Origin of the sequence: Natronomonas moolapensis 8.8.11 (assembly GCF_000591055.1) — an archaeon.
Classification (GTDB): Archaea; Halobacteriota; Halobacteria; order Halobacteriales; family Haloarculaceae; genus Natronomonas; species Natronomonas moolapensis.
Genome location: NC_020388.1, coordinates 170,813 through 187,327, shown reverse-complemented (window position 1 = coordinate 187,327; position 16,515 = coordinate 170,813). Strand labels below are relative to the sequence as shown.

The window sequence follows — 16,515 nt, the reverse complement described above, 5'->3', positions numbered from 1 at the left end:
GGACCCTCATGGCTCCCCGTGGCGTCTCGCCGCTCGTCGGCGTCCTGTGTCTGCTCGTGGTGACCGTCGCCCTCGCTGCGACTGTGCTCGTGGCCGTCCCCGTCGGCTCCGCGCCCGAGCCCACCGTCGCCACCTTCGACGCGGCGGCCGATCCGACCGGCGAGATCAGGGTAACACACACCGGTGGCGACGTGATCGATCCGGAAGCGCTCGACGTTCGAGTGCGCGTCGACGGCGAACCGCTCGCCGAACAACCGCCGGTCCCGTTCTTTTCCGCAGGCGGCTTCGAGAGCGCACCGACCGGCGCGTTCAACAGCGCGACCACCACGGCCTGGCGGGTCGGCGAGACGGCCTCCTTCCGGACAGCGGGCACGAACGGGCCGTCGATCGACCCCGGCGACACCGTGACGATCCGGCTTTCCGTCGAGGGCTACAGCGTCGCGGAACTCGAGGTGACCGCCTAGCGCGGGTCGGGGATCGGATCAGCGGCCGTCTCGGCCCCTGATTCGGGGACCCGCGCGATCGTCGTGATCGCCCGCGGCGTCCCGGGGGCGCGCTGTTGAATCCGGTGTTCGAACGCCTGGAAGCCGGCCTCGGCGAACATCCGGTCGGCCTCCGCCTCGTCGTAGAACAGCATGATCGCGTCGGCGAGTCTCGCGAACGCCGTCGACTTCGGGTAGTCGGGGCCGACGACCAACACCGGCCCGCCCGGCTTCGTGACCCGGCGGGCCTCCCGGAGCGCAGCGACCGGATCGGGCCAGTACTCGATCGATCCCGACGACCAGTAGGCGTCGAAGCTGTCGTCGGCGAAGGGCAACCGCTCGGCGTCGCCGCGGTGGAAGTTCACCCGATCGCGCTTGCCGAACTTCCCGAACGCCTTCTCGAGTTGGTGGGCCGACTGGTCGAGCCCCCAGACGTCGTCCGTGTGTTCCAACAGGCCCTCGGTCGCGAACCCGGTCCCGCATCCGACGTCTAGGACGCGATCGCCCGCCTCGATTCCGAACCACTCGAGGGCTTCGTCGCGCATCTCCTCGTTCCAGATGAACGGATTGATCGTGTCGTAGACCCGCGAGAGATATTTATAAAAGAGCCGCGCGCGGGCTTTGTCTTCGAGGACTCCCATCGGTGTCCGTTGTGGCTCTCGGGGCATAACCCCCCTGATTCGCGCTCGCGCTGCCGGAACCTGCGGGTTGATTTCGCTTCGGGGATCCGCCCGGATCGTCAACACTCATTACGGGGCCGGTCCACAGACGAACTATGTCTTTCGAGGAGATGGATGTCGACACGATCTGGATGGACGGCGAGTTCGTCGACTGGGACGAAGCGCAGACGCACGTGTTGACCCACTCGCTGCACTACGGCACCGGGGTCTTCGAGGGGGCCCGGTGTTACGACACGTCGGACGGCCCGGCGCTGTTCCGGTGGGACGAACACCTCGACCGGCTCTACGACTCCGCGAAGGTGCTCGATCACGACATCGATCACACCCGCGAGGAGATCACCGACGCGACGCTGTCGCTCATTCGCGAACAGGGCTTCGAGTCGTGTTACATCCGCCCGCTCGTCTACTACGGCTACAACTCGTTGGGCGTCTCCCCGAAGGACTGCCCCTCAGAGACGATTGTCGCCTGCTGGCCGTGGGGGGCGTACCTCGGCGAGGACGCCATCGAGAACGGCGTCGACGTGATGGTCTCCTCGTGGCGCAAACACGCCTCCAGCCAGATCCCGACCAACGTCAAGGCCACCGGCCCGTATCTCAACTCCATGCTCGCCGGCGAGGAAGCCCGCCGGAACGGCTACGTCGAGGCCATCGTGCTCAACAAGGAGGGCAAGGTCGCCGAGGGACCCGGCGAGAACATATTCATGGTCAACGACGGGGAACTGTTCACCACCGGCGTCTCCGAGTCCATCCTCGATGGGATCACCCGCGATACGGTCATCGACCTCGCCCGCGACCTCGGTTACACCGTCAACGATGAGGCCTCCATCGGTCGCGGGCAACTCTACACCGCCGACGAACTCTTCTTTACCGGGACCGCCGCCGAGGTCACTCCGATCAGGAGCGTCGACGACACCGAGATCGGCAACGGCTCGCGCGGCCCGATCACCGAAGAGATCCAACAGCAGTTCTTCGAACTCGTCGAGGGGAACCTCGACGGGTACGACGAGTGGTTCCTCGACGTCTGAGCCGCCCGACGACAGCCCCTAACGCTCGATGGAGAACGCCTCGATCGACCGACCGCGGCGTGCGACCGCCTCGCTGATCATCAATCGCTCCCCCCGCTCCAGCGTCGACCACTCGAGCGATTCGGGCGGCGACTCCTCGAAGGCCCGGAACTGCTCGAAGACGGACTCGTTGACGAATCGCTCGAAGGAGCCACACACCGGACACGTCACCGAGAGGTGTGAGGTGTCGAACCCCCGAGAGAGGGTGTGTTCGAGGCAGGTGAGACAGCGGTACGTGCGATCCATACCGGGAGTAGGGGCGTCGGCGGTGAGTATCTGTCCGTTCCGACATCACTGAGCCCCGTCGCCCGTTTCAGCGTCCTCGCTTCGGTCCTCGGACGCCCCGGAGACGGCAACCTCGGCACGGAGACACCGGCCGGTCGTCACGACGGCGGCGAGGAACGTGACGAACGACAGCGCCCACCGGAGCCACTGTAACCACGGCACGATGAAGATGCTGAGAGTCCCGACCGCGAAGGCGGCCAGTGCGAGGGTCGCGGTCAGGTCGGTGTTGTGCGCCTTGAGAAGCGAGACGACCCGGACGGCCCTCGGCCCCTCGACCGTGATCTTCGGCTGCCACGGTTCGGGTCCCCGCTCAATCTCCATCGTCGGGTCACCGGTCGCGGCCCTGGAACATAAAACCGCCGCGGACCCGCACTCGCGGCGTCAGTAGAAGGCGATCGGGGTTCCGGGCGACTCCTCGTCTTCGATCTTCTCGAGAGCGGCCTCGAAGTCCTCGTTCGCGACCTCGGTTCGGCCCTCCCGGATCGCGAACATCCCGGCCTCGGTCGCGAGGCTCTCGATTTCGGCCCCCGAGAAGCCATCGGTGTCGTCTGCGATCCGTTCGAGATCGACGCCCGCGTCGAGTTGCATCCGCCGCGTGTGGATCGAGAGGATCTGCTTGCGGCCCCCGGCGTCCGGCTCAGGCACCTCGATGAGCCGATCGAAGCGACCGGGGCGGAGGATGGCGCGATCGAGCATATCGAAGCGGTTCGTCGCCGCGATGATCGAGATGTCGCCGCGCTGATCGAAGCCGTCCATCTCCGAGAGGAGCTGCATCATGGTCCGCTGGACCTCGGCATCCCCGGAGGTCTTCGACTCGGTTCGCTTCGAGGCGATGGCGTCGATCTCGTCGATGAAGATGATGGCGGGTTCGCGCTCGGCGGCGAGTTCGAACAGGTCCCGGACGAGGCGTGCCCCCTCGCCGATGAACTTCTGGACCAGCTCCGAGCCCGCCATCTTGATGAACGTCGCGTCGGTTCGGTTGGCGACGGCCTTCGCCATCATCGTCTTCCCGGTCCCCGGCGGCCCGTGGAGGAGAACGCCGGTCGGCGGTTCGATGCCGACCGTCTCGAACTTTTCTGGGTTCACGAGGGGGTCCTCGACGGCCTCGCGAACCTCCTGGATCTGTGACTCCAGCCCGCCGATGTCCTCGTAGGTGACCGTGGGCTTCTCGGCGATCTCCATCGCCTGTGCGCGCGCGTCGGTCTCGGCGTCGAGGAGCGTCTGAATCGCGAAGGAATCGTTGATCGCGACGCGGTCGCCGGCCTCCAGTTTGTCGTACAGCCGGGGCGAGACGTCGGTGAGTACCTCCTGGTTGTTGCCGTGCTGTTTGAGGAGCACCTGATCGTCGGTGAGTTCCTCGACCGTAGCGAGATACAGCGACGACGTCTTCAGCGCCTCGTTTTCCTCCTGAAGATCTGTGACCTCCTCGCGGAGGTCCGACTGCCGTGCGCGAACGGTTTCGAGTTGATCGGAAAGCTCGTCGTGAACCCGCGAGACGTCGACGTAGTGCTCCCTGAGGGCGGCCAGCCGCTCGTCGACCGGCATGTCCGGATCGAGGTTGAGCGTCGGCCGGTCCGGGAGCGAAGGGCTATGCGACATTATCTCTAGTAGCGGTCGGAGGTTAAAAGGCCCTTTGGGTGGGGGAGACGTTTGCGATAGTCGATAGCACACTGCGCCGCCGTTCTCGGAGTCTCGCCGCCCTCACGTCAGCGACGCGAACTCCGAGACCATCGCGTCGTAGGCGTCGATCGCCGCTTCGACCGGCTCCGAGGTCGACATGTCGATCCCGGCCGTCTCGAGCAGTTCGAGGGGATACGCCCGCGAGCCCGAGCGGAGGAACTCTCGATAGTCCGCCGCCGCGGGCTCGCCCTCCGACGTGATTTGGTCGACGATCGCGTTGGCGGCGCTGATCCCCGTCGCGTACTGATAGACGTAGTAGGCCCGATAGAAGTGCGGGATCCGCATCCACTCGCGGGCGATCCGGTCGTCGATTTTGGCGGGCTCGTAGTACTCCGATTTGAGCCCCCGATACAGCTCGTCGAGTCGATCCGGCGTCAGAGCCTCGCCCGCGGCGTCGAGTTCGTGGGCGCGGTGCTCGAAGTCGGCGAACATCGTCTGTCGGAACAGCGTCGACCGGAACCGCTCTAGGTACTCGTCGAGGACGTGCCGGCGGAACCGCTCGTCCTCGACCGTCTCGAGCAGGTGCCGAGTCAAAAGCGCCTCGTTGACGGTGGAGGCGACCTCCGCGACGAAGATCTCATAGCCCGAGTAGACGTAGGGCTGTTCGTCGCTCGTGAGTTCGGAGTGCATCGAGTGGCCCAGCTCGTGGGCCAGGGTGTACATCGAGGCGATGTCCTCGTGGTAGTTCAACAGGATGTACGGCTGGCTGTCGTAGGTGCCGCCGCTGTACGCGCCCGATTGCTTGTTCGCCGTTTCGTAGACGTCGACCCACCGCGACTCGAGCCCCTCGGCCATCCGGTCGCGGTAGGCGTCGCCGAGCGGCTCGACGGCGTCGATCACGTACTCCTTCGCTCGGTCGTACTCGAGGTCGGGGCTCTCGCCCTCGGCGATCGGGGCGTAGAGGTCCCACATCCGGAGCTCGTCGACCTCAAGGGCGTCCCGTTTCAGCTCGGCGTGGCGGTGTAACACGTCGAGGTTGTCCTCGACGGTCCCGACGAGCGTCTCGTAGACGTCGACGGGGACGTTCGGGCCGTCCAGCGCGGCGGCCCGCGCCGAGTCGTAGTGTCGCGCGTCGGCGAGTTTCCGGTCGGCCTTGACGCTGTTTTTGTACGCCGTGGCGACGCTGTTTCGGTACTCGTCCCACTCGTCGTAGAACGCCTCGTAGCTCCGCTTCCGGAACGCCCGGTCCGGGTGTTTTTGCAGTTTCGTGAAGTTCGACAGCGTGATGCGTCGCTCGCCGCCCTCGGGGTCCTCGATCGCCGGGAACGTCATGTCGGCGTTCGTCAGCATGTTGTAGACGTCGCTCGCCGCCCCGGTCACCTCGCTCAGGTCGGCCAACAACGCCTCGATCTCCGCCGATCGGGTGTGGGGCTTCATCCGCAGGGTGTCGTCGAAGTAGTGCTCGTACGTCGCCAGGTCGGGAACCTCCTCGGCGAACGACTCGAGGGCCGCCCGGTCGAGTTCCTGTAGCTCCGGGTCGACGAAACTCGCCGCGCTGGAGGCGTCGGCGGCCAGCGACTGCGACCGCGCCGTGAGCGCCTGATAGCGCTGGTTCGTCGTGTCCTCGTCGCGCCGCATCCGCGCGTACGCGGCGACGTCCGAGACGTCACGCATGATTGACTCCCGTAGTTCGAGGGCCTCGGCGAGCGTCGTTGCGCTCTCGGTGACGCGGCCCTCGTAGGCCGATAGCGCCCCGATCCGCTCCTCGACGGCCTCGTAGGCGGCCTCCCACGCCTCGTCGTCGGCGAAGAGGTCCGCCAGGTCCCACGTGTACTCATCGGCGATGTCGCTTCGCTCGGGCACCGAACTCATGCGGTCCGATACGGGAGCCGTCGTCGTAAACCCCTCGTCCCCGGGCGTTCCGCCTACGGGTCGTCGGGGACCAGCGACCCGGCCACCCGGGCGGCGGCGAGGCGCTCCCGCCGCCGGGCACGGAAAACCCCGCGGGCGCTCTCGAGCGCGTCGGGGTCGATGTCGAAATCGACGCCGGGGTAGGAGACGCCGAACAGCACGAGCGGGGCGGGGGCGGCCGGAGCGATACCGTCGGGGCCCGAAAGCGGTTCGGGTCCGAGCGCCCGAGTTATAAACGACGGATCGCGGACGCCCCGTGCGACCGCCTCGACGACCGAAACCAGCCGCCGGACGAGCTGCCGGGCGAACCCGCCGGCCCGACACTCGAGGATCAAGAAGGGGCCGTCGCGGCGTGTCGAGACCGACACCGCCCGCTCGGTCCCCTCGTCGTCCGGGGTGAAGTTATGAAAGTCGGCTTCGGCGGAGAGCCGCCGGCAGGCCTCCCGGGCGCGGCCGTCGTCGACCGCTGTGACGTCCTCGCGGGCGCCGGTCTCGGCCGCCGGGGCGTGGAGGAAATACTTATAAACCCGCTCGGTGGCGTCGTGGGTCGCGTGAAACCCCGGCTCCACGTCGGCCGACGCCCACGCCCGGATCGCTCCGGGCAACTCGCCGTCGAGCGCGCGCGGCGTCAGCCACGCCGGCGCCTCGAAGGCGACCGTCTGCGCCCGCGCCGAGACGCCCGCGTCGGTCCGCCCTGCCGCCGCGTAGCCGGCCGGGGACCCGCCGTCGAACCCGACGCCGAGTTCGCGGAGAGCCGCAAAGAGTTCGTCCTCGACCGTCTCGCCGTGTGGCTGGCGCTGGAAGCCGCGGTACCCCGAACCGTCGTAGGCCAGCCGGAAGGCACGCACAGGCCGTCGGTATCCGCGGTGTATTTATAAATGGTCGGGGGAACGCTCCGATCGGCCGGTCGCGGCGGGGGATCACTCGCCGCCACGGACGTTCCGCAGCCGCCCGACCGTCCGATCCGCCAGGCGGAGATACACGTACTCGCTGACGCCGACGAGCCCGAGCGCCGCAGTCACGAAGAACACCCCGTGGACGTATCGCCCCTCGAGCAGGCTGAACGCGCCGATCAGCCCGACCGGTCCGGCGACGACGAGCGTCCTGGCCAACTGCAGCGTCCGAACGATCCCGAGCGCCATGCCCGGCGGTTCGCCCGCGACAGTTATATACTCCGCCGTCGGCCGCGGACGTCCCGTCACTCCCGTCCGTCGTCCCCGTCGTCGGCCCTCGCGGGTTCGTCCCCGCCGTCCGTCGTCGCCGCGTCCGCGACTCGCCCGGCCACGATCGATTTCGGGCTCGGCCGGAAGTACCCCCCGGCCACGAGCGCGAGCGCGACGGCGAGAAAGCCGACGCCCGAAACCGTGCGACCGCCGACGAGGAACTCGGCGCCGAGCAGCCCGATGGGTGCCGCGAGCGCGACGGTACCGAACAGCGCGAGCGTGTCGAGCAGCTCCATCTTATAAAGACGTCGGCGCTCGCGAACAAAAAGCCGGTGCACGACGACAGCCTTTCGTCGTCGACGGCCCAATTCAGGGTATGTTCACGGGCATCGTCGAGGCGACCGGGGAAGTGGTTTCGATCGAGGACGCCGACGAGGGCCGACGGATCGAGGTGGCCGCACCGTTCAGCGCCGACCTCGAGGGCGGCCAGAGCGTCGCGATAAGCGGGGCCTGCCTGACCGTCGAGGCGTTCGATGCCGAACGCTTCGAGTTGTTCCTCTCCGAGGAAACCCTCGAACGGACGTACCTGGACTCGATCGCGGTCGGGGACGCCGTCAACCTCGAGCGCGCCCTGCCCGCCGACGGCCGCTTCGACGGTCACTTCGTGCAGGGCCACGTCGACGGCGTCGGCGAGGTGACCCACGTCGAGCAGGTGGGCGACGACTGGTACTTCGGCTTCTCGTTGCCCGACTCGCTGGCGCGTTACGTCGTCGAGAAGGGATCGATCGCCGTCGACGGCATCTCCTTGACGGTGGCCGACCTCCGGGCGGACGAGTTCACCGTCGCCGTCATCCCTGCGACGTACGACCGCACGACGCTGTCGGAGAAGTCGATCGGCGATCCGGTTCACCTCGAGGTCGACGTGGTTGCCAAATACGTCGAGCGCCTCACCGAAGGGTATCGCTGACCGCGCACGAATCGGAACGCTTGGGACCCCGCGTTCCGAACGCCGTCCGTGACACGCGCTCGCCTCTTTGGCTCTCTCTGTGGGCTCGTCTTCTTTTTGAACCTCGCCAGGATCGTCTTCGCGCCGCTTTTGGACGTGTTCATCGTCGAGTTCGAAATCGGGGCGGCCACGGCCGGACTCGTCGCGACGCTCGTGTGGGTCGGGAGCGCCTCGCTCCGGCTTCCGACCGGCTGGCTGCTGACGAAGTTCCCGCGACATCGGCTCGTCGTCGCGAGCGGGCTGTTGCTCGCCGCCGCCTCGGCGGCCACCGCGACCGCGGCGACGCCCCGCCAGCTCATGGTCGGCGCGTTCGCGATGGGGACCGCCTCCGGCGTCTACTTCGTCGCTGCGAACCCGCTTTTGAGCGAGTTGTACCCCGAGGGCGTCGGCCACGTCCTCGGGATCCACGGCGCGGCCACCCAACTCGCCGCGGTCGTCGCCGCGCCGCTCGTCACCGCCGCGTTGCTCGTCGATTGGCGGCTCTCGCTGTGGGCGGTCGCCGTCGGGGCGGCGATCACCACCGCTTACACTTGGATCGCCGCCCGCAGGACGGAGATGCCGCGGGCCGGCCGGGCGGATCGGGCCTTCCTCGCCGGCGCGCTCGCGGAACGACGCGTCATCCTGACCGCCCTCGCTCTCACCGGCGGGGCAGTGTTCGTCTGGCAGGGCATCTTCAATTTTTACGACCTCTACATGCAGTCGAAGGGGCTCTCGAAGGGGGCGTCGGGGGCGATGCTGACAGTGGTCTTCGCCAGCGGCGTCCCCGCCTTCTACGTCGGCGGGAGTCTGGCCGACCGGCTCCCACACGTCCCGTACCTGCTCGGGATCGTCGGGACGTTCGCCGGCTGCATCCTCGCGTTGACGGCGGCCGAAGGGCTGGTGGCGCTGGCCGCCGTCAGCGCGGTCATCGGGTTCGTGATCCACGCGCTGTTCCCGGCGACGGACACCTACGTCCTCGGCGCGCTACCGGATTCGACGCGGGCGAGCGCCTACGCCGTGTTCAGTTCGGTCTGGATGCTCACCCAGTCGGTCGGATCATCGGCTGTAGGCGAACTGCTGGAGGCCGGGTACGCCTACGATGCGGTGTTCAACGGCGCGGCGCTGTGTCTGCTCGCCGCCGTCGGTCTCCTCGCGGCCGTCGACCGCGCGGGCGGGTTCGTGGAGTGACCGACCGATCCGAAGCCGCACGGCGGCCGGATCGCCCGACGGTCGCTCCGTCGATCGGAACGCGATCGCCGATGCGGTAGCACACGGGAGGTCCCCAGCGCTTCCACTCCGGGCCGCTTAACAGCCTCGGGCCGGTATTTCGGGTAATGAGTTCCGGCTCGCGATCGGGGGCGTTCTGCCCGCGGTGTGGCGACGAGATCGAGCGGCCGCCGGAGGTCGACCTCCCCGGCGGTCCCCGCGACCCCGACGCCGTGCTGTGTGACGGCTGTTATTTCGACTCGTTCGACCTCGTCGACGCGCCCGAGCGCATCGAAATCCGGGTGTGTAGCCAGTGTGGCGCCCTCCACCGGGGCAACCGCTGGATCGACGTCGGCGCGCGCGACTACACCGACGTCGCCGTCGAGGAGACCGCCGAACGGCTCGCGGTCCACGTCGACGCCCGCGACGTCGAGTGGAGCGTCGACCCCGAGCAGGTCGACGAGAACACGATCCGAATGCACTGTCTGTTCGGCGGTCGGGTCCGCGATACGGGTCTCTCCGAGGCGGTCACCGTTCCCGTCTACATCGCCAGAGAAACCTGCGATCGGTGCGGCCGCATCGCTGGCGACTACTACGCCAGTATCGTCCAGGTGCGGGGCACCGATCGGACGCCGACGCCCGCGGAGAACGATCGCGCGGTCGAAATCGCGGAATCCTACATCGCCGACCGGGAGGCGACCGGCGACCGCAACGCCTTCATCACCGAAACCACCCGAACCGACGACGGGGTGGACATGAAGATCTCGACGAACCAGATGGGTCAAGGGATCGCAAAGCGGATCGTCGCCGAATTGGGCGGGGCGGTTTCGGAGGCCCCGACGCTCGTGACCGAGGACAGCGACGGCAACGAGGTCTACCGGGTCACGTTCACCGTCCGGCTGCCGCCCTACACGCCCGGCGACGTGATCGACCTCGACGACGGCGACGGACCCGTCGTCGTGACGAGCGCCCACGGCAACCTGAAGGGACTCCGGCTCGCGTCTGGCAAGCGCTACGAGGCCGACTTCGAGGAGGGGATCGCCCCCGACGCGCGCAAACTCGGCGAGCGCTCCGACGCCGAGGCGACGACGCTCGTCGCGGTCGAAGACGCCCACGCGGTCCAGGTTCTCGACCCCGATACCTTCGAATCGAAGACGGTTCCACGCCCCAACTACCTCGACCCCGACGCGGAGTCGGTGCCCGTGCTCAAACACCGCGAGGGGCTCCACGTTCTCCCCGAGGAGGGCTCCGACGATGACGGACCGCCCCGGTAAGGCGGCGATCGTCGAAAAGCCCCGAACCGAACGCGCAGCCGAGGCGCTCGCGGCGGAGGGCGTCTACGATCCCGGCCGCCGGATCGAAGCCTACGACGCCGACCGGGTCGCGCTTCCGGTCACCCGCCCGCCCATCGAGACCGACGTCGAGGCGGTCGTCGACCTCGACTTGCCGGCCCGCGAGCGCGGGCTGGCGGACGTGCTCCGTTCCCGGGGCGTCCCGGCGGACGTCGTCGAGGCCGCCCCGTCGTCGTGGGCGGTGATCGGCGACGTCGTCTTGGTCGATTTCGGTGACGTCTCCGCGGCGAGGACGCTCGATCGCGGCTCGCGAGAAACCATCGGCGAAGCGCTCCTTGAGGTCCACGGCGACGCCGACACCGTCCTCGCCCGCGGCGGGATCTCGGGAACGCGACGGGATCCTGCCGGCGCGGTCGTCGCCGGCTCGGGCGACACCGAGACGGTCCACACCGAACACGGGATCGAGTACGCCCTCGATCTCTCGGAGACGATGTTCTCGCCCGGCAACAAGGCCGAGCGCGCCCGGATGGGCGATGTCGTCTCCGCCGGCGAGCGCGTCTTCGATATGTTCGCCGGGATCGGTTACTTTTCGCTACCAATGGCGCGGGCGGAAGCGTCTGTGACCGCCGCCGAGATCGACCCGACCGCCCACCGCCGACTCGTCGAGAACGCCCGCCGGAACGGCGTCGCCGCGCGAGTGGAGGCGGTCCTCGGCGATTGTCGGAGCGTCGAGACGGCCGCCGACCGGGTCCTAATGGGCTACTACGACGCCCACGAGTACCTCGACTCGGCGCTCGAGGCGGTCGTCTCCGGCGGCGTCGTCCACCTCCACGAAGCGACGCCCGAGGCGCTGTTTCCCGGCCGGCCGATCGGTCGGCTTCGGGACGCCGCCGCGGCCACCGGTCGAACTGTCGACGTACTCGGTGCCCGCCGGGTCAAAAGCCATAGCGCGGGTACCGTTCACGGCGTCGTAGACGCACGCATCGAGTAGACGGACACGACCGGGAGGCGCTCGCGGCGACGGCTCCTCGACAGAGTCGTGCTCGGCTGCCGTCGGCTCCGCCCCCATCGGTCGGGCTATCGTTCCTCGCGGAACCGCTCCGTCCCGAGTTCGTGGAGTCGCGCCGAGACCGCCCCGACGCCGTCTTGGAGACCGTCGTGGTACGCCTCGAGGCGGTCCTCGAGTTCCGGGTGCGCCCGAGAGAGGATCTGGACGGCCGACAGCGCCGCGTTAAACGACTTGCCGGCGTCGACGGCGACCAGTGGCGCGCCGGTCGGCATCCCGACGACCGAGTCGAGTGACTTCTCCTGGACCGGCACCCCGATGACCGGAAGCGGGTACGCGATCGAGGCGGTCATGTTCGGTAGATCGGCCGACTTACCCCCCGCCCCGGCGACGAGCACGTCGAGGCCGCGCTCGCGGGCCGTCTCGCCGTAGGCGTACATCAACTCGGGCGTCCGATGGGCCGAGATCACGAACGTCTCGAAGCTAAAACGGCTCTCCGGCGGGTCGTCGTAGTCGGTGACCTCCTCGAAGCCGAGCTCGCTCAGCGCTTCGTAGGCGCCGTACATCGTGTCGAGATCCGAGTCCGACCCCATAATGATCCCGACGTCGGGGGTCTCCGCGTCGGGGCAGTCGCGGTCGGCTTCGGCCTCGAACAGGTCGATGAGCGCTTCCACTTCGGCGGAACGGGTCATACGCGGGACGGCGGGCGGCGCTCGCTTGGGCGTTGTGGTTCTTCGGCGGTCCCTCGCGCCGACGTTCCCGCTTCGACGCTCACTCCTCCGGGAGCGGGTAGTCGCGATACCGATGGGCCGCTTCGGCCCCGAACGCGTCGAGCCCCACGATGTCGGCCTCGTCGAGGTCGTCGTACGAGTCGACGTAGGCGACGGCGTCGGCGCGGTCGGCGAACGGCTTCGGGTTGTGTGCCATTACTTCCTCGTGGCGCTCCTTGCTGTAATCGAGGACGTAGCTCGCGTCGGTCGCGTCGAGGAGTGTCTTCGTCCCGAAGTCCCGCACCCAGGCGTTCCCGACCGCCGCGTCCGGGCCGTCGTAGAACGTCGGATCGTGGAGATACGAGACGAGACAGCCGACGCTATCGAAGAAGACCCCGCTGCCGTCGGCGTGGGCGATCTGTGCGTTCGACCCCGGATAGTCGGCTGGCTCCATCCCGCAGGGGCCGTCGCAGCGCCGCCCAGGGGGCGGATCCCGCGGCTCGTCGACGGGATGATCGGGGAACGAGGGGCCCTCGTCCGGCAGGTCGCCGGCGTCGGCGCTCGCGTCCGATCCGGTCGCGCCGCCGAGGCAGCCGGCGACCGCGGGGATGCTCCCCGAAGCGATCGCCGCGAGCACCGACCGCCGGCCGCGTCCCGTGTCGGAAGACTCCATCACCGGTCCCTCGAACCACGGCATCAAAAGACGATCGGTGGTGTCCGTCCGGCACGCACGTCCGAGACGGTCAGAACACCGCCCCGGCCGGCGTCGAGTGTCGGCCCGAGCCGTCGTCGGGTTGAGAGGTGGTTGTCGATGGGCGAACAGGTGGATCGACGTGGGCGCGATCCGACAGCGGTGATCCACGCGGCCGCCCCGGCCGGCTGTCGGCTCCGTGTCAGCGCACGGGCGGTTTGCCCCCATCACGGTATATAAATCACCGGGTGCACCGCCGCGAAATCCCGCGAACAGTCACGCGAACGTCGTCGCATCGACCAACTCGCGGGCCCACGAGAGCAGCGCCTCCCGGCCGTCCTCGTCGTCGGCGTCGACATCGCCGGCGAGCGTGACGTGGCCCATCTTGCGGAGCGGCCGCGCCTCGCGTTTGCCGTACCAGTGTAGCGACGCCGCGTCGGCTTCGAGGATCGCCTCGCTCCCCGATAACTCGACCGGCCCGGGATCGGCGACGTCGCCGAGCAGGTTCGCCGTCACGGCGGGCGAGCGGAGTTCGGTCCCCCCGAGGGGCCACCCCAGCACGGCCCGGAGGTGCTGTTCGAACTGCGAACACACCGTCCCCTCGATAGTCCAGTGTCCGGAGTTGTGGGGGCGGGGCGCGATCTCGTTGACCAGGATCTCGCCTTCGCGGGTCTCGAACAACTCGATTCCGTAGACGCCGCGCCCCTCGAGCAGTTCCAGCACGTCGAAGGCGACCGCCCGCGCCCGTGACCGGACTGCCCCGTCGGTCCGGGCCGGGGTCACGGACTCTCTGAGGATCTCCTCGCGGTGGATCGTCTCCGTGACCGGGTACACGCGCCGGCCGCCGTCGCCGACGACGCCCATGATCGCTACCTCCCGCTCGAAGTCGATCAGTTCCTCCGCGAGCGCCGCCCCGCCGATCGCCTCCAGTGCGGCCTCGACCCCGTCGGGGCCCTCGACTGGACGGTTACCGCGTCCGTCGTAGCCTCCCTCTCGGGCCTTCAACATGAGCGGCCACCCGAGGGCCTCGCCCGCCGCGCGCAGGTCCGCCGGCGTGTCGACGCGTCGGAACTCGGGGACCGGAACGCTCGCGTCCGCAAGCGCGCGGTTCTGGACGAGTTTGTCCTGGATCGTCCGGAGCGTGTCGGGGTCGGGGTGGACCGGCGTGCCGGTCGCCTCGCTCACGCGCGCCATTACGTCGGGGTCGGCGAGTTCGATCTCGAAGGTGAGGACGTCCGCTCGTTCGGCGAGTTCGCGGATCGTCCCCTCGTCGTCGAAGCCGCCGACGACCTGGTCGCGGACGACCGGTGCGGCCGGGCAGTCGGGCGTCGGGTCCGAGACGACCACCTCGACGCCGAGGGGACCGGCCGCCTCGCCCATCATGCGGCCCAACTGCCCGCCGCCGACGACGCCGACGGTCGCTGCCGGGGTTCGGTGATGCATGTGGTTGGGTCGTGTCGCGACGATAGAGAGTGTTGTCGTTCGCGACGGTGGACTCGGGCCTCCGGCCCGGTCCGTCGGCACCCGTCCCGTCTCAGGTCCGTCCTGCTCCCGTCTCCGCTGGCCGCGACAGCTGCGAGTCGTCGACGTAGTAGACGTACTCCGTGTCGGTCGTCCGCATGCGGTGGGTACGGCGGTCGTAGCGGTCATCGATCCGGTCGTCGACGAGGCCGGCCTGCGTCTCGGTGACGACGACGACCGGGGGGTCGTCAGCGAGCGCCCGGTCGACGGCCCGCTCGGTCGGCGCACAGTCGGCCTCTATCCCGCCGGCCTCGAGGTACCACGGCAGCGGTGTGATCTCGAACCAGTCGGCGCAGTTCGGCCGCCGGTCGAGCTCCCCGCCCGACGTGGGGTTCGTGAGGTTCCCGCCGGCGAGGACGACGTCGGTCCCGTCGGTTCGATCCGCGAGTTCGCGCGTCTCGACCAGCGTCGCCCTGAGGTCGTTCGACGGCTGGGCGTACTGCACGAGGGGATTGTCGTCGTCGGTCGGCCCGGCGATGCTCGTGGCGTACCCGCCCCAGAGCACGGAGCCGACGAGCAGGGCGGCGACCGCGACGGAGACGGCGGCGCTCGCCGTATCGCCGTCGATCCGGGCGTCGCGTCCGGTCCCGTACAGCGCACCCGCTCCGAACGCCGCCGGTAGCGACAGCGGGAGCACGACGTGGACGACGAGCCAGGCCGCCCCGCCGATGTCCGTGATGAGCGGGTAGCCGACGAGCGAGGCGGCCCCCCAGTAGAACCCGAACGAGACGAGGTCGTCTGGGAGGCCGGGTCGGTACAGCGTCACCCCGAACCCGACGACGGCGAGGCCGATCAGGGCCGCCGAGGACTCCCCTGCGATCGCCGCCAGTTCGCCCGCGTACTCGAGGTAGGGGTTCGGGTCGTCGGTTCTGGGCGTGATCCACTGACAGGCGTACAGCTCGGCGGTCGAGCCGACGGTGTACCAGCCGAGGCGAGGGAGCCGGAGGGGGTTCGCGATCGCCGCCCCGAGCGTCGGTGCGCCCTCGATCCCGACGACGGGATCGTAGCCCCGACAGGAGCTGTAGTACGTCCCCTCCGACGGGATCGTTCCGCGCGGGGCGTACACGTAGGTGACGGTAGCGACGAACGCGACCACGCTGCCGAGGATCGCACGCGCGTGGCGGCGCGCCCCGGCGTACCCCCACCGGAGCAGGTCCCGCAGCGTGGCGACGGCCGATCCGAGTCCGGTCCCCGACGTCCGGCCCTCGTACCACGCGAACACGAGCCGATGCCCCGCCAACAGCCCCGCCGCGCCGGCGAAGGCGAACACGTACGCCAGAGCGTTCTCCTTGGCCCCGAACCCGAGCGCGAGCGCGAGCGCCGCGACCGGGAGATAGCGCCCGTCGTCGACGTCGATCGCCCGGACGACCGCGGCGAAAGCCACGAAACAGAACGCCGCGACCAGAATGTCGTTTCGCATGAACCGCGAGTAGTACAGAAGCGCCGGATCGAGCGTCAAAAACGCCGCGAGGGCGACGACGGCGGCGTCCCGAAGCCGGTGTCGGAACGCGAGCGCGACGAGCGGCAACAGCCCGCCGACGAGGGCCGGGACGAGCCGCATCGTGAGGTCGGTCGCGCCGAACAGCCCGAACAGCGGCGCGTTCAGAAGTTTCAACAGCGGGCCGTGAACGATGGGTCGATAAGAGAGCACGCCGGTTTCGGCGTACTCGAGAATCCAGTAGGCGACCCGCCCCTCGTCCCAGTGGGCGATGCGGGTCCCGAGTCCGACGAGCCGGAGGACCACGGAGACGGCCGTCAGGGCGAGCACCGCTCCGACGGTCCGATCGCGGACGTTCATTCTCGGAAGTCTCTCGCGGCGTGATTAGAACCCTTGTGGTCTCCGTCGAAAGGGGCGCGAAGAGCCGACTGTGGCCGATCCGATCGGATCCGATCCGGGGA

18 protein-coding genes are annotated in these 16,515 nt (G+C 68.8%); 6 read left to right on the top strand and 12 right to left on the bottom strand.

The window, feature by feature from the left end; translation table 11 throughout:
• Positions 1-8: 8 nt before the first annotated feature.
• Complete coding sequence (locus NMLP_RS00945) at positions 9-464, top strand: type IV pilin (protein ID WP_015408248.1); 456 nt, start codon at positions 9-11, stop codon at positions 462-464.
• On the opposite strand, the gene NMLP_RS00940 is transcribed toward NMLP_RS00945, so the two are convergent.
• Positions 461-1,123: a methyltransferase domain-containing protein gene (locus tag NMLP_RS00940; protein ID WP_015408247.1), complete on the bottom strand. Its 663-nt coding sequence runs from the start codon at positions 1,121-1,123 to the stop codon at positions 461-463. The genes NMLP_RS00945 and NMLP_RS00940 overlap by 4 nt on opposite strands.
• Before the next feature lie 134 nt (positions 1,124-1,257).
• Between NMLP_RS00940 and NMLP_RS00935 the strand changes: the two genes are divergently transcribed.
• Entirely contained in the window at positions 1,258-2,187 is a 930-nt protein-coding gene (locus NMLP_RS00935; protein WP_015408246.1) for a branched-chain amino acid transaminase, read from the top strand.
• Positions 2,188-2,205: 18 nt separating this feature from the next.
• Here the strand turns inward: NMLP_RS00935 and NMLP_RS00930 are convergent, their stop codons facing one another.
• From NMLP_RS00930 to NMLP_RS00900, 7 genes are all read right to left on the bottom strand, one after another.
• Positions 2,206-2,472 carry a hypothetical protein gene (locus tag NMLP_RS00930; protein ID WP_015408245.1) on the bottom strand — a complete coding sequence of 89 codons (267 nt, stop codon included), beginning with the start codon at positions 2,470-2,472 and terminating at the stop codon, positions 2,206-2,208.
• Positions 2,473-2,517: 45 nt separating this feature from the next.
• Positions 2,518-2,832: a hypothetical protein gene (locus tag NMLP_RS00925; RefSeq protein ID WP_015408244.1), complete on the bottom strand. Its 315-nt coding sequence runs from the start codon at positions 2,830-2,832 to the stop codon at positions 2,518-2,520.
• 60 nt (positions 2,833-2,892) lie between these two features.
• Positions 2,893-4,110, bottom strand: coding sequence for a proteasome-activating nucleotidase Pan2 (gene pan2 / locus NMLP_RS00920; protein ID WP_015408243.1), 1,218 nt, complete (start codon positions 4,108-4,110; stop codon positions 2,893-2,895).
• A 102-nt stretch (positions 4,111-4,212) separates the two neighbouring features.
• Positions 4,213-6,003, bottom strand: coding sequence for an oligoendopeptidase F (pepF, locus tag NMLP_RS00915; RefSeq protein WP_015408242.1), 1,791 nt, complete (start codon positions 6,001-6,003; stop codon positions 4,213-4,215).
• 53 nt (positions 6,004-6,056) lie between these two features.
• Entirely contained in the window at positions 6,057-6,890 is an 834-nt protein-coding gene (gene truA / locus NMLP_RS00910) for a tRNA pseudouridine(38-40) synthase TruA (RefSeq protein WP_015408241.1), read from the bottom strand.
• Between the two features lie 72 nt (positions 6,891-6,962).
• On the bottom strand, positions 6,963-7,244 hold the full coding sequence (locus NMLP_RS00905) for a DUF7533 family protein (RefSeq protein ID WP_160169571.1): 282 nt from the start codon (positions 7,242-7,244) through the stop codon (positions 6,963-6,965).
• On the bottom strand, positions 7,241-7,501 hold the full coding sequence (locus NMLP_RS00900) for a DUF7533 family protein (protein WP_015408239.1): 261 nt from the start codon (positions 7,499-7,501) through the stop codon (positions 7,241-7,243). The genes NMLP_RS00905 and NMLP_RS00900 overlap by 4 nt, the downstream gene beginning before the upstream one ends.
• An 80-nt stretch (positions 7,502-7,581) precedes the next feature.
• Here NMLP_RS00900 and NMLP_RS00895 point away from each other — a divergent pair, with 80 nt between their 5' ends.
• The 4 genes from NMLP_RS00895 (at position 7,582) to NMLP_RS00880 (ending at position 11,679) form a co-directional block, all read left to right on the top strand.
• Positions 7,582-8,172: a riboflavin synthase gene (locus NMLP_RS00895; protein ID WP_015408238.1), complete on the top strand. Its 591-nt coding sequence runs from the start codon at positions 7,582-7,584 to the stop codon at positions 8,170-8,172.
• Positions 8,173-8,220: 48 nt separating this feature from the next.
• Positions 8,221-9,378, top strand: coding sequence for an MFS transporter (locus NMLP_RS00890; RefSeq protein WP_015408237.1), 1,158 nt, complete (start codon positions 8,221-8,223; stop codon positions 9,376-9,378).
• A gap of 146 nt (positions 9,379-9,524) precedes the next feature.
• Entirely contained in the window at positions 9,525-10,670 is a 1,146-nt protein-coding gene (locus NMLP_RS00885) for a 60S ribosomal export protein NMD3 (protein ID WP_015408236.1), read from the top strand.
• Positions 10,651-11,679, top strand: a complete 1,029-nt coding sequence (locus NMLP_RS00880; RefSeq protein ID WP_015408235.1) for a class I SAM-dependent methyltransferase — start codon at positions 10,651-10,653, stop codon at positions 11,677-11,679. The genes NMLP_RS00885 and NMLP_RS00880 overlap by 20 nt, the downstream gene beginning before the upstream one ends.
• Before the next feature lie 86 nt (positions 11,680-11,765).
• On the opposite strand, the gene purE is transcribed toward NMLP_RS00880, so the two are convergent.
• The 4 genes from purE to NMLP_RS00860 all read right to left on the bottom strand — a co-directional run bounded on the left by purE (position 11,766) and on the right by NMLP_RS00860 (position 16,414).
• The gene (purE, locus tag NMLP_RS00875; protein WP_015408234.1) at positions 11,766-12,386 is read right to left on the bottom strand and encodes a 5-(carboxyamino)imidazole ribonucleotide mutase; all 621 of its coding nucleotides are present in this window, start codon (positions 12,384-12,386) and stop codon (positions 11,766-11,768) included.
• Between the two features lie 79 nt (positions 12,387-12,465).
• A complete protein-coding gene (locus tag NMLP_RS00870) occupies positions 12,466-13,077 on the bottom strand; it encodes a nitrous oxide reductase accessory protein NosL (protein ID WP_015408233.1) in 612 nt (203 codons plus the stop codon).
• 294 nt (positions 13,078-13,371) lie between these two features.
• On the bottom strand, positions 13,372-14,538 hold the full coding sequence (locus NMLP_RS00865; protein WP_015408232.1) for a 5-(carboxyamino)imidazole ribonucleotide synthase: 1,167 nt from the start codon (positions 14,536-14,538) through the stop codon (positions 13,372-13,374).
• Positions 14,539-14,629: 91 nt separating this feature from the next.
• Positions 14,630-16,414, bottom strand: a complete 1,785-nt coding sequence (locus tag NMLP_RS00860; RefSeq protein ID WP_015408231.1) for a flippase activity-associated protein Agl23 — start codon at positions 16,412-16,414, stop codon at positions 14,630-14,632.
• Positions 16,415-16,515: the final 101 nt, after the last annotated feature.